Annotated in this window: 11 protein-coding genes and 1 pseudogene; 1 reads left to right on the top strand and 11 read right to left on the bottom strand. The window is 72.4% G+C overall.

Going from position 1 to position 12,008, the window contains the following annotated elements; all coding sequences use genetic code 11:
- Positions 1 to 2: 2 nt before the first annotated feature.
- The 8 genes from ACXJMZ_RS00420 to egtA form a co-directional block, all read right to left on the bottom strand.
- A complete protein-coding gene (locus tag ACXJMZ_RS00420) occupies positions 3 to 782 on the bottom strand; it encodes an ATP-binding cassette domain-containing protein (RefSeq protein ID WP_457027916.1) in 780 nt (259 codons plus the stop codon).
- 63 nt (positions 783 to 845) lie between these two features.
- Positions 846 to 1,898 (bottom strand): sugar ABC transporter substrate-binding protein, encoded by a 1,053-nt coding sequence (locus tag ACXJMZ_RS00415; protein ID WP_457028045.1) that lies wholly within the window; start codon positions 1,896 to 1,898, stop codon positions 846 to 848.
- 179 nt (positions 1,899 to 2,077) lie between these two features.
- Positions 2,078 to 2,893, bottom strand: a complete 816-nt coding sequence (locus ACXJMZ_RS00410; protein WP_457027915.1) for an alpha/beta fold hydrolase — start codon at positions 2,891 to 2,893, stop codon at positions 2,078 to 2,080.
- A gap of 47 nt (positions 2,894 to 2,940) precedes the next feature.
- Entirely contained in the window at positions 2,941 to 4,038 is a 1,098-nt protein-coding gene (locus tag ACXJMZ_RS00405; RefSeq protein WP_457028044.1) for a nitric oxide synthase oxygenase, read from the bottom strand.
- Between the two features lie 241 nt (positions 4,039 to 4,279).
- Complete coding sequence (gene egtD, locus ACXJMZ_RS00400) at positions 4,280 to 5,248, bottom strand: L-histidine N(alpha)-methyltransferase (protein WP_457027914.1); 969 nt, start codon at positions 5,246 to 5,248, stop codon at positions 4,280 to 4,282.
- A gap of 34 nt (positions 5,249 to 5,282) precedes the next feature.
- Positions 5,283 to 6,020, bottom strand: coding sequence for an ergothioneine biosynthesis protein EgtC (egtC, locus tag ACXJMZ_RS00395; protein WP_457027913.1), 738 nt, complete (start codon positions 6,018 to 6,020; stop codon positions 5,283 to 5,285).
- Complete coding sequence (egtB, locus tag ACXJMZ_RS00390) at positions 6,020 to 7,342, bottom strand: ergothioneine biosynthesis protein EgtB (RefSeq protein WP_457027912.1); 1,323 nt, start codon at positions 7,340 to 7,342, stop codon at positions 6,020 to 6,022. The genes egtC and egtB overlap by 1 nt, the downstream gene beginning before the upstream one ends.
- Complete coding sequence (egtA, locus tag ACXJMZ_RS00385; protein ID WP_457027911.1) at positions 7,336 to 8,658, bottom strand: ergothioneine biosynthesis glutamate--cysteine ligase EgtA; 1,323 nt, start codon at positions 8,656 to 8,658, stop codon at positions 7,336 to 7,338. Before egtA ends, egtB begins: the two co-directional genes overlap by 7 nt.
- Positions 8,659 to 8,995: 337 nt before the next feature.
- Between egtA and ACXJMZ_RS00380 the strand changes: the two genes are divergently transcribed.
- Positions 8,996 to 9,562: an antibiotic biosynthesis monooxygenase gene (locus ACXJMZ_RS00380; protein WP_457027910.1), complete on the top strand. Its 567-nt coding sequence runs from the start codon at positions 8,996 to 8,998 to the stop codon at positions 9,560 to 9,562.
- Here the strand turns inward: ACXJMZ_RS00380 and ACXJMZ_RS00375 are convergent.
- From ACXJMZ_RS00375 to ACXJMZ_RS00365, 3 genes and pseudogenes are all read right to left on the bottom strand, one after another.
- Positions 9,467 to 10,003, bottom strand: coding sequence for a GNAT family N-acetyltransferase (locus ACXJMZ_RS00375; RefSeq protein WP_457028043.1), 537 nt, complete (start codon positions 10,001 to 10,003; stop codon positions 9,467 to 9,469). The genes ACXJMZ_RS00380 and ACXJMZ_RS00375 overlap by 96 nt on opposite strands.
- Positions 10,004 to 10,069: 66 nt before the next feature.
- Positions 10,070 to 10,468, bottom strand: a pseudogene (locus tag ACXJMZ_RS00370) (N-acetyltransferase family protein); the annotation flags it as partial.
- Positions 10,469 to 10,539: 71 nt separating this feature from the next.
- Positions 10,540 to 11,703, bottom strand: a complete 1,164-nt coding sequence (locus ACXJMZ_RS00365) for a winged helix DNA-binding domain-containing protein (protein WP_457027909.1) — start codon at positions 11,701 to 11,703, stop codon at positions 10,540 to 10,542.
- Between the last annotated feature and the right edge of the window lie 305 nt (positions 11,704 to 12,008).

Here is a 12,008-nt window from a genome sequence, read left to right as displayed (position 1 = left end):
GCTCACTGGTCGCCCTCCGTGCCACGGGCCTGACGGCGGGTCACAGCATTGTCCGTGGCGCCGGTGATGGCCGAGATGATTTCTTCCTGACTGGTGCTCCGGCGGTCGAAGAACCCGTTGTTCCGTCCCAGCCGCAGCACCGCGATCCGGTCCGCCACGGCCATCACGTCCGCCATGTTGTGGCTGATCAGGATGACGCCGAGACCCTGGTCGCGGAGCCGCTCGACCAGGTCGAGGACCTGGGCGGTCTGTTCCACGCCCAGGGCGGCGGTGGGCTCGTCCAGAATGACGATCTTGGGCGAGCCGATCAGTGAGCGGGCGATGGCGACCACCTGACGCTGGCCACCGGAGAGCGAGGCGATCGGGATCCGCACACTGGGGATCCGGATGGACAGCGTGTCCAGCAGAGTGCGGGACCGCTTCTCCATCCGGACCTCGTCCAGCACGCCGAACCGCATCAGCTCGCGGCCGAGGAAGAGGTTGCCGACCACGTCGAGGTTGTCGCACAGCGCGAGGTCCTGGTACACGGTGGCGACGCCCAAGTGCTGGGCGTCCTGCGGCCGGTGGATGGTCACCGGCCGGCCTTCCCACTCGATGACGCCCTCGTCCGGCTGGTTGACCCCGGCCACCGCCTTGACCAGGGTCGACTTGCCGGCGCCGTTGTCACCGACCAGCGCGACCACCTCGCCCGCGTTGACCTCCAACTCGATGTCGGTGAGCGCCTGGACGGCACCGAACCGCTTGGAGATCCCGCGCAACGCCAGTACGGGCGAACCTGTCACAGCAATCAACTTCCTTTCCCCGTACCGGATCCGACGTGACGTGACATGGCTTGACGTGTGCGGTTACTGAAGCCCCGCCGCGGTGCAGGCGGCGGCGTAGTCGGGCGTGCAGATCTGGGCGACGGTGTACAGGCCGTCGGCCACCACGGTGGTCTTGATGTTGTCCTTGGTCAGCACGATCGGCGTGATCAGGTTCGACTTCACCTCGGTGCCGCTGCCGTTGGTGGCCTTGGTCGGCGCGAGGGAGGGCTCCAGGCTCTTGCCCTGGGCGAAGTGAACGGCCATCGTGGCGGCCGCGTCCGTCTCCGGCTTGAACGGCTTGTAGATCGACATCGTCTGCGTGCCGATCAGGATCCGCTGCACCGCGTCCAGTTGAGCGTCCTGCCCGGTCAGCGGGACGCTCAGACCCGCCGCCTTGAGGGCGGTGGCGATACCGGCGGCCATGCCGTCGTTGGCGGAGTAGACGCCGACCACGTTCGGTGCGCCGAGGGCGGTGATGGCCGCGGCGGCCTCCTGGTTGGCGTTGTTCGGGTCCCAGTTCGGCGTGTCGTACTCCTTGCCGATGGTCAGCTTCCCGTCGATGGCGCTGTGTGCGCCCGCCTTGAACTGGGCGGCGTTCGGGTCGGTCGGCGAACCGTTGATCATGATGATCTTCCCGCTCGACGCCTTCGGGCCCACCGCCGCGACCAGGGCCTCGCCCTGGAGCTGGCCGACCTTGTTGTTGTCGAACGACACGTACGCGTCGACCGGCCCCTGGGCTAGCCGGTCGTAGGCGATCACCTTGACGCCGGCGTCGTGCGCCTTCTGCACCGAGGACTGGATGGACTTGGAGTCCACCGCGTCCAGGATCAGTACCTTGTCGCCCTTGGTGAGCGCGGTGTCGACCTGGGTCTGCTGCGTCGTCGCGTTCTCGTTCGCGTTGTAGTAGTCGATCTGGGCGTCCGGCGCCAGCTCCTTGATCTTCGCCTCGATCAGTGGCCGGTCGAACTGCTCATACCGGGTGGTCTTGGTCTCCGGCAGCAGCAGGCCGATCTTGATGGGGCCGGCCGCTGCCGTTCCCGTGGAGGTGCCGGTGGAGGTGCCGGTGGACTGTTTGGCGCTGCCGCAGGAGGCCATGCCGAGGCCGATGGACACTGCAGCGGTCGCTACCGCGATGCGACGAAGACCGAGCTTCATAGGGAAATGCCTCTCAGTTCGAGCTCACCCCCGCAACCGAGTCTGGGAAACCGCGCCGGGCGGCGCGAACGGAACTGCGCCGTACGTGCGGTGGTGCACCCCGTTCGGCGGACAGTCCGTCAGGCGGGGCCCGTGACCTGCGCGGCGAACGCGGCGATGTCGCGGGTCACCTCGTCGGGGTGTTCCCAGTACACGAGGTGTCCGGCGCCCTGATGGATGATCAGGCTTGCGCCGGGGATCGCGTCCAGGATCACCTGCTGGTCGGAGCGGGGCAGCAGGTCGTCGTGATCGCCCCAGACGACCAGCGTCGGTGCCGAGATCCCGTCGAGGGTGGCCCGCAGGTCGGTGTCGAGGAGGCCGAGCATGGTGTCCCGCCAGACCCGGGCCGGTGCCTTCAGGCTCTCGGTGATCATGGACTGCAGGAAGTCCGGGTCCACGCCGCCGTCGGTCAGGCCGCTGCTGAACGCCGCGGCGAACTCCCGCCCGACCGGATCGCGCAGCTCCTGCACGAGCGCCCGGACCTCGCGGGCCTTGGGCTTGTCGGCGAGGGTGGCGGGCACCCCGAGCAGCACCAGCCCGGCGACCCGGTCGGGGTGCCGTCCGGCCAGGATCCTGGCCTGCACCCCGCCACTGGAGCCGCCGACCAGGATCGCCCGGCCGAGACCGACGGTGTCCAGGAAGGCGAGCAGGTCCTCGGCCAGCTCGGCGGGGGCGTAGCCGTCGGGCGGCCGGTCGGCGTCACCGTGCCCGCGCTGGGTGAGGGCGTACGCGTGCAGTCCGGCGGGCAGCCGCCGCAGCAGCGGCTCGAAGGTGCGCCAGGTGTCCCCCCACCCGTGCACGAACACGACCGGCGTGCTGCCCGGCGCGCCCACCTCGGCGTACGGGAGCGCGAGACCCTCCCGCAGCCTCGCGGTCTTCAGGGCGATCCCGGGCATCGTGCCTCCTCGCGCCGGTGACCTCCAGGGTAGGCACGGACCTCGGGTCAGCGGGGGAGGAAGGCCGGGCGGAGGTCCGGGTCCACCGGGTCGTAGTAGCGGTGGTAGACCGGGGTGAGGCCGCCGGAGACGGGCGGGACGATCCAGCTCCAGTCGGTCGGGGTGCGGCGGCCCAGGCGCTCCTCCTGGGCGATGTGCTTGAGGAAGCGCTCGGACTCGGTGTGGTGGTCGGCCATCGTGACGCCCGCCTCCTGGAAGGAGTGCAGGACGGCGATGTTGAGCTCGACCAGGGCGCGGTCCCGCCAGAGGGTGCGTTCGGAGGTGGTGTCGAGGCCCAGGCGGGCGGCCACCACCGGGAGTTGGTCGTAGCGGTCGGCGTCGGCCAGGTTGCGGGCGCCGATCTCGGTGCCCATGTACCAGCCGTTGAACGGGGCCGACGGGTACCGGATGCCGCCGATCTCCAGCGCCATGTCGCTGATCGCGGGCACCGCGTACCAGCGCAGGCCGAGCTCGGCGAACCAGGCGTGCTCGGGGTGGCGCAGCGGTACCTCGAGCACCGCGTCCTCCGGCACCTCGTACCACTGCGGCTCGTCCTCGTCCCGCCGACGGATCATCAGCGGCAGTACCTCGAACCGCTCCTCGCCGCCCTTCCAGCCCAACTCCCGGGCCTGGACGGCCAGTACGGCTCCGGCCGGGTCACCCGCCCCGGAGGGGTGGCCCGCGTAGCGGACCAGCTGCTGGTTGACGATCCGCGGGGCGGGGCGGTCGGGGCGGTCGGGGGCGAAGACCGTGATCACCGGGCGGATCCGGCCGCCGTTGGTGGCCGTGCGCAGGTGCTCGAAGCACTCCTCGGCGATCCCGTCGGGGGAGTCGACGTGGCGCCGGTCGCGGACCACCAGGCTGCGCCAGTAGAGGCGGCCGATGCAGCGGGCGGAGTTCCGCCAGGCCACCCGGGCGCCGAAGGCCAGCTCCTCGGCGGTGTGCTCGTACGTGCCGGTGCGCTCGATCTCGGCGAGCACCTGACGGACCCTCGGCGCCGGATCGCCCGCGCCGGGCCGCTCCTGGTGGAACTGCCGGACGAAGGCGACGGCCTGCCCGGCCAACGATCCGTCAGGTGCCGTGGAAGGTTCAGGCGTTGCCGGGATGCCGGTGTACGGGCAGCCCGGGGCGACCGTGGCGGTCGAGACGGTGACGAGCCTGGCGGACTTGCGGGTGCGGAGCCGACTGAAGATCAAGGACACATCCCTCCCACCGACATGGGTACCGGAGGTGATGTTCCGGGCGCGCGGAGTGAGTGAATCCTGCCCACTCCGGTGTGATCAGCCGCTAAGGTGCGCGCGGAACGGGGCCCCACGCCGCAGCGTGAGGCCCCGCACGGTCAGATTCTCAGAGGGTCGAGAGCGAGAGCCCGAACCGGCCGGCCCGGTCGGTCCACCAGGCCGACAGCTCCAGCCCGGCCGCGCTCAGTTCCGCCGCCACCCGCTCGCGGCGGAACTTCGCCGAGATCTCGGTCCGCAGCTCCTCGCCGCGCTCGAAGTGCACCGGCAGGTCCAGCTCGCGGATCTTGACGGTCTGGGCCACCCGGGAACGCAGCCGCATCTCGATCCACTCCTGCTCGGCGTCCCAGAGCGCCACGTGGTCGAAGAGCTCCGGGTCGAAGTCGCCGCCCAGCTCCCGGTTCAGCACGTTGAGCACGTTCTTGTTGAAGGCCGAGGTCACCCCGGCCGCGTCGTCGTACGCCGCGACCAGCGTGTCCGGGTCCTTCACCAGGTCGGTGCCGAGCAGCAGGGTGTCGCCCGGCTCCATCGCCTCGCGCAGCTCGCGCAGGAAGACCGCGCGCTCGGCCGGCAGCAGGTTGCCCAGGGTGCCGCCCAGGAAGACCACCAGACGCGGGCCCTGGCCCGGCGGCAGGCCGAGCCGCTGGGTGAAGTCGGAGACCACCGCGTGCGTGGTCAGCTCCGGGTAGTCGACGGTGAGCGCCTCGGCGGCGGCCGCCAGTGCGCTCTCGCTGACATCCACCGGAACGTACGTCCGCAGGGTGCCGAAGTCGCGCAGCGCGTCGAGCAGCAGCCGGGTCTTCTCCGAGGAGCCCGAGCCCAGTTCGACCAGGGTGCGGGCCCCGGTGGCGGCCGCGATCTCGGCGGCCCGGTCGGTCAGGATCTCCCGCTCGGCCCGGGTCGGGTAGTACTCCGGCAGCCGGGTGATCTCCTCGAACAGCTCGCTGCCCCGGGCGTCGTAGAACCACTTCGGCGGCAGCGACTTCGGACTCGCCGTCAGACCGCTGCGTACGTCGTGCCGTAGCGCGTGACTGAAGTGGTCGGCGGCCAGCAGACGGGTCAGCTCGTAGGCCCTCACAGCAGTATTCCCTTGCTCGATCGGTCAGTTGAATTCAGTTGAGAGAGGAGACGGTCACACCGTGGACATCCGCGAGCAGCAGCGAACGGTCCGGCAGGTGCCGCCAGTCCGGCAGGTCGTCGGAGGGCTCCGAGGCGACCAGCACCGAGCCGGGGCCGGTCCGGTAGCAGAGCGTGTCGCCCCAGCTGGTCGCGGCGACCGAAGTGCCGTCGGTGAGCAGCAGGTTGATCCGCCCGTCGGTGTGCTTGGCAGCCTCGTGCACGGTCGCGGTCAGCGCCTCGTCCAGCCCGGCGCCGTCCCGCAGGTGGTGCAGGGCGAGCGCCCAGAGCAGGGCCGAGTCGGTGCGCGCGGTGAGCCGCAGCAGCTCGGCGGGCGGCAGCAGGGCCGCCAGCCCGGCCAGCCCGTCCGGCCACCCGGGCAGCGCGCCGTTGTGGCTGAACAGCCACTGGTCGGCCGCGAACGGAGCAGCCGCCGCCTCGCCCGCCGCACACCCGGCGGTGGCGGACCGGACGGCCGCCAGCACCGCGCCCGAACGCACCACCCTGGCCAGGTCGGTGAAGCCCTCGTCGGCCCAGATCGGCCCGGCCCTGCGGTACCTGGCCGGGACCGGGTCACCCTCGGCGTACCAGCCGACGCCGAAGCCGTCCACGTTGACCGTGCCGTACTGCTGCAACCGGGGAGCCCAGGACTGCCGGTACAGCCCGGCCGGTGGTGCCACCAGCAGCTCGTTCAGCGTCACCGGCGTGCCCAGATAAGCGAGATGGCGGCACATCAGCCCGCCTCGCCGTCGCGCGCGGTCCGGAAGCCGGCGAAGATCTGCCGCCGGATCGGGTAGTCCCAGTTCCGGAAGGTGCCCCGGCTGGCGACCGGTGCGGCGGCGAAGCAGCCACCGCGCAGCACCTTGTACTCGGGGCCGAAGAAGACCTCCGAGTACTCCTGGTACGGCCAGGCCCGGAAGCCCGGGTAGGGGGTGAAGTCGCTCGCCGTCCACTCCCACACGTCGCCCATCAACTGCCGGACACCGTGCGCGGATTCACCCTCGGGGTAGCTGCCGACCGGCGCGGGCTGGAGGTGCCGCTGGCCCAGGTTGGCCAGCTCGGCGGCGGGCTCCTGGTCGCCCCAGGGGTAGCGGCGGGAGCGGCCGGTGGCCGGGTCGTGCCGGGCCGCCTTCTCCCACTCGGCCTCGGTCGGCAGCCGCCGCCCGGCCCAGCGGGCGTACGCGTCCGCCTCGTACCAACTGACGTGCAGCACCGGCTCGTCGGCCGGCACCGGCTCCACCGCGCCGAACCGGCGGCGCAGCCACTGCCCGCCGTCCCGGCTCCAGAAAAGCGGCGCGAACAGCCCGGCCTGCTGCCGGTGCGCCCAGCCCTCGGTGGTCCACCAGCGCGGGTTGTCGTAGCCGCCGTCGGCGATGAACTGCTGGTACGCGCCGTTGCTCACCGGGGTGGTGTCCAGATGGAAGGCGGGCACCTCCACCTGGTGGGCCGGGCGCTCGTTGTCCAGCGACCACGGCTCGGTGTCGGTGCCCATGGTGAACGGGCCGCCGGGGACCAGGACTTCGGTGGGCAGCGGCCCGGTCGCGGTGGCCGGTGGCGGCGGGGCGGTCAGCGCGCCCTGACCCTTGCGGAGCTGATGGGTGATCAGCATGGTCTCGTCGTGCTGCTGCTCGTGCTGGACGATCATGCCGAAGGCGAAACCGTCCCGGACCAGCGGGAGTTCGCCGTCCAGCGGGGTGGTGGCGAGCAGGTCGAGCACCCGTCCGCGCACCTCGTGGGCGTACGCGCGGGCCTCCTTCGGCGGCAGCAGCGGCAGCTTGGGGCGCTCGGCCCGCGGGTGCTCGAAGGCGTCGTAGAGCGGGTCGATCTCGGGCCGCATCGGCTCCCGGCCGCCGACGTTGCGGAGCAGCCAGAGCTCCTCCTGGTTGCCGATGTGGGCGAGGTCCCAGACCAGCGGGGACATCAGCGGGGAGTGCTGGGCGGTCAGGTCGTGGTCGTCCAGCGCGGTGAGTCCGGCGGTGCGCTCGCGGGCGGCGAGCAGCTCGGTGGCGACCCGCTCACGGACGGCGTCGGCCTCGCGGTGGTCGGTGTTCAGCATGCTGCGGTCTCCAGGGCATGGGGAAGGGCGCCGGTGCGCAGGGCGTCCAACTGGTCGTCGGCGGGGCAGCGGCCACGGGCCGGGTAGCGCTCGGCGAAGTCGGCCAGCGCGCTCCGCAGCCGGGACGGACCGCCACGGGTCTGCTCCCGGCGGGCGAGCGCCTGGTCGGCGGCGCCGAAGCAGGCCAGCGCGGCCCGGCGGAGCTGCGGGTCGCCCAGCGCCAGGGTGGCCGCCCGGTGCCACAGCTCGGTGCGTGGCGGGTGGCGGTCCCGGTAGGCCGGGGTGCCCAGCGGTTCGAGCGCCTCCTCGGCGGCCTCGGCCGCCACCGGGTCGTCCAGCAGCGCGCCGACCAGGGCCAGCGGCACCTGCCAGCCCTCGCCCGGCTGGGCGTCGATCATGCGCAGCTCCAGGTGCCCGCGCGGCCGTACGGGTGGGAAGAGGGTGGTGCGGTGGTACTCCAGGTCGGCCATGGTCGGCGGCCGCTCGCCCGCCCCCCGCAGCCAGCCGCGGAAGGTCAGCCCGGCCGGGGCGGTCCACGGCAGCCCGTCCGGGCGGCGGACACAGAGCACCTCGGCGTCCAGCACGTACTCGGCCCAGCGCTCGCGCGGGTCACCGGCGAAACCGGGGGCCAGGGTGCGGCTCGGGTCCATCCGGGACCAGACCAGCTGACGGGTGGACCGGTAGCCGGTCGGCCGGCCGTCCAGCAGGGGTGAGTTGGCGAAGGCGGCCACCAGGACCGGGCCGAGGCGGTGGGCCAGCTGCCAGCGCCGGGTGAAGCCGTGCGTCCCGGTGCCGGTGCCCGCGTCCACGCAGACCTGGGCGGAGGCGGTGCCGGTCATCATGACCCGGCCCCACGGGCCGATCCGGTCGAAGTGCTGCTCCATCGCCAGGTAGCGGGGGTGGTCGAGCCGCATCAGGCGTTCGCGGCCGAGTGGATCGGTGCCGCTGCCGGTGAGCCGTAAACGGTGGGCGGCGAGGGCGGCGCGGAGGGTGGCCTGATCCCGCAGCATGGTGTCGGCACACTCTTCGGGGTCGGCGGCGGGCGGGGAGCTGAGCTCGACCTGTCCGCCCGGTTCGTAGGTGAGACCGGTGCCCGAGGGAAGCAGGGGGGCGGGGTCACCCGGATTCTGGTGGGTGGGAAGTGCGGCTAGTGCGTCGGCCAGGCGACGCGGGTCGACCGGTGACTCCGGACAGTCGCCGTCGTGGACGAACCACTCGGCTTCCACCCCGATCAGCCGGGGAGGTCCGATCTTGAAACAGATTCCGGCCAGATGGCTCAGTGCGGCCGATTCGGTCAGCGGGAGCGGTGTCTCCACCGCCTGCTGCTGCGGTGCGGTCTGAGCGGGCGCTGAGTTGGGACGTAGGGGTATCACCGGACTCACCATTCCTTGGGTAGTGATTCGAGGCCCGGAGGTTCCTGCTCAGTCTGCAATGGAACAAACCTCGGTGCCGAACAGAACACGCCAATCCGGATTCGGATCCGGCCAATCGCCACCGGCCGATCCCGGGTGACGGAGTGTGACCGGCTTGGCGGAACCGCCTACAGGGCGGTCGTCCGGCCGGGCCGGGACTGTGTCGGTGGACGACCCGTCAGGGCTTCACTCCCGGCGCTGCCGCCGCATAGGCTGCGGGCGGACCAATGGGCGGAGAACCATGAGCACGGACGTACCGGACGGGGAGAACGGGGAAGAGGTCACCCTCTTCGTGGCCCGACGGGTCGACCCGGGGCACGAGGAGCGGTTCGAGGTCTGGGCGAAGTCCATCCTGGGCGCGGCCGCCGACCACCCCGGCAACCTGGGTACCGGGCTGCTGCGCCCGGCCGGCCCGGACGACCCGTGGCACCTGCTGCTGTCGTTCCAGGACGCCGACTCGTTCCGCGCCTGGCAGCTCTCGCCGGCCCGGGCTGCCTGCTTCGCCGAGGCCGACGGCCACCACGTCGAGGTGGCCCGGCGCGAACTGCTCGGCATGGAGGGCTGGTTCGCCACCACTGCGGCCGGCGCCCGGCGCACGCCGGCCCCGCGCTGGAAGATGGCCGTCGCCTCCACGCTGGCGATCGCCCCGCTCACCACCACCGCGAACTTCTACCTCACCCCGCACCTGGCCACCCTGCCGGTGCTGGCCCGCTCACTCATCCTGGCCCCGGTGATCAGCGCCCTGATGACCTACCTCGCCCTCCCGGTCGCCACCCGGGTGCTGCGCCGCTGGCTGTTCCCCGGCTAGCCCGGCCGGGGCCGGCTTCGGGGCCGCCTCGAGGATCATCCACTTCTCCGGGCTCGCCAGCGGCTCGAAGCCGACCCGGGCGTAGACCTGGTGGGCGTCGCCGGTGGAGAGCAGCACGCGGCGCAGCTCGTACGGCGCGAGGTGGTCCCGGACGGCGGCGGCCAGGGCGGTGCCCAGACCCCGGCCCCGGGCGGTGGGCGCGATGTAGACGTCGCAGAGCCAGGCGAAGGTGGCCAGGTCGGTGACCACCCGGGCGTAGCCGAGCTGGGTGCCGGTGGCGGAGTCGTACACCCCGAAGTTGAGCGAGCCGGCGATGGCCAGGTCCTGCTTCTCCCGGGACCGGCCGAGTGCCCAGTAGGTGTCCTCCGACAGCCACCGGTGGACCAGCGCGGCGTCCAGCCGGGCCGGATCGGTGGAGATCTCGCAGCCGTCCGGCAGCAGCCGGGCCCGGAGCTGTTCGTGCCATCGCCCGGGGTCGCGGGGGTGCGGCCCGCGTGCGCCGGTCGGCCGGAAACCGGCGCGCAGGTAGAGACTCCGGGCCGCGGCGTTGTCCTCGCCCACGGTCAGCGAGACGGTGGCGGCCCCCTCGGCGCGGGCCCGGTCGAGCACGGCGGCCACCAGGGCGTCGCCCACGCCGCGCCCGCGCCGGGCCGGGTCGACCCACATCGCGTTGAGCTGATGCCCCGTCAGGGAGGTGACGGCCGAGGCCAGACCGACGGGCTCCGGGCCGTCCCAGGCGATGAACCAGACCCCGGCCGCGATCCGTCGGCGCCAGTACTCCGCCGGCTGGTCCTGCTCGCGTTCGAGCGTCGAGCCGAACGCCTCCGGGTTCTGCTCCAGCGCGCGCAGGCGTACCGCCCGCAGGGTCTGCCAGTCCTGGTCCGTCACTGTTCCCACTGTCACCATGCGCCCCATGCTGCCCGGTGGTCACCAGCGGGGACCACCGGTATTTCGGGGCCCGGGAAGGTGACGTCGGGTCACCCCGTCAGGCGGCGCTCCAGTGGAGTCCGGAAGCGCGGGGTGACCCGGGCCGGGCCGAGCCAGCGGGTGAGACGGTCGGCCTCGGCGTCGATGGCGGTGGTGGCCTCGCGGGGGAGGGGTTCGAGGGCCTCCCAGCGGAGGCCGCCGTCGGCGTGCTGGGCCCACCCGCCGACCACGCGGCCGTTCCACCAGACGGTGGGGCCGATGTTGCCGGAGCGGTCGATCAGGTCGGTGCGGTGGGCAGCGGGCAGGTACCAGTCGCGCTGCTGCCAGCCCATCGGGGTGGGGTCGAGCGACGGGAGCAGGGCGGCCCACGGGGCGGGCTCCGGCAGCGGGTCGAGGTCGTCCGGGAGGGTGTGGCCCGGACCGCAGTCGAGGTCGACGGCCACCGCACCGCAGGCGGTGAGTGCCGCCCTGACCTCGCGGACGCCCCAGCCCGTCCACCACCGGACGTCCTCGGTGGTGGCAGGACCGAAGGTGGTCAGCCAACGGCGGGTCAGTTCCGCCTGGGCCTCGGCCGGCGGGAGGGCCGGCAGGGCGCCCCGAACCGCCCAGCGGTGCTGTCCGCTGGTCCAGCCGCCGACCGGGCGGCCGCGGACGATCTCGTTCTCCATCCCGAGCACCCGGAGCAGCCGCACCCCGATGGTCTGCTGCGCCTGGTACGGCTTGCCGACCGCGACCGTGATCGACTCGCGCAACTCGGGGACCAGCTCGCCCAGTTGGCTGCCGGTGGCTTGGCCGGCCCCGGCCAGGGCGGCCAGTGTGCGGCGCTGCACCCCGGCCAGCCAGTCGGCGTCGAAGCCGCCCTCGGCGGCGAAGGCGAGCAGCCCGCGCCGCTCCTTCTCGGCCACCTTGCGGGTGCTGGAGGCGTACACCACCGGGGCGAGGTCGGCCGGGACGACGAACAGCGTGTGCCGCATGCCGTGCATCCGCAGCAGGGTCTCGTCCTGGTACAACGCCCGTTCCAGATCGGCCGGTTCGGGCCGGGCCAGCCGGGCGGCGGTGGACAGGAAGACGGTGGCGGGGTCGGTGGCGTGCAGGGCCACCAGCGCCTCGACGACCTGCTCGGGGGCGTCGGCCCGGTGGGCGGGGGCGAGGAGTTGACGGGTCGCCAGGCGGGCGCGGCGCTGCCGGTCGTCGATCCTGGGGCGGGCGGTCATCAGGCGGCCTCCGAGGTGGTGGGACCCCGAGGTTCTCATGAGACACCGTCAACTCCGTTTCGGGAGCGCTCCCATGGGAAGCGCCGTGTTCACTTACTGAAGTCGGTCAGAATGCTTGACGCCTCAGCGCCTTCATGGGTTGATATGCCGTGAGCTCAGGGGCCGCCCTGAGATGCGGGGAGTCATCCACCCGCCGAGTCGGACCGGCGCCACCGCACCCCACCAGCCCTTCCCGTGGTGTCAGTCCGCTCCAGTCATGTGGGAGCGCTCCCACAGTTGGTTGAGCTTCTCCGTTACCCCAGCCC

The sequence above is a fragment of the Kitasatospora sp. P5_F3 genome, assembly GCF_054049135.1.
This window is presented reverse-complemented; position numbering and strand designations above follow the sequence as displayed.

Coding starts and splice junctions, on each gene's coding strand:
- ACXJMZ_RS00410 (WP_457027915.1), bottom strand. CDS start 2,893: ATGCCCGGGATCGCCCTGAAGACCGCGAGGCTGCGGGAGGGTCTCGCG.
- ACXJMZ_RS00365 (WP_457027909.1), bottom strand. CDS start 11,703: ATGACCGCCCGCCCCAGGATCGACGACCGGCAGCGCCGCGCCCGCCTG.
- egtC (WP_457027913.1), bottom strand. CDS start 6,020: ATGTGCCGCCATCTCGCTTATCTGGGCACGCCGGTGACGCTGAACGAG.
- ACXJMZ_RS00380 (WP_457027910.1), top strand. CDS start 8,996: ATGAGCACGGACGTACCGGACGGGGAGAACGGGGAAGAGGTCACCCTC.
- egtB (WP_457027912.1), bottom strand. CDS start 7,342: ATGCTGAACACCGACCACCGCGAGGCCGACGCCGTCCGTGAGCGGGTC.
- ACXJMZ_RS00415 (WP_457028045.1), bottom strand. CDS start 1,898: ATGGCCTCCTGCGGCAGCGCCAAACAGTCCACCGGCACCTCCACCGGC.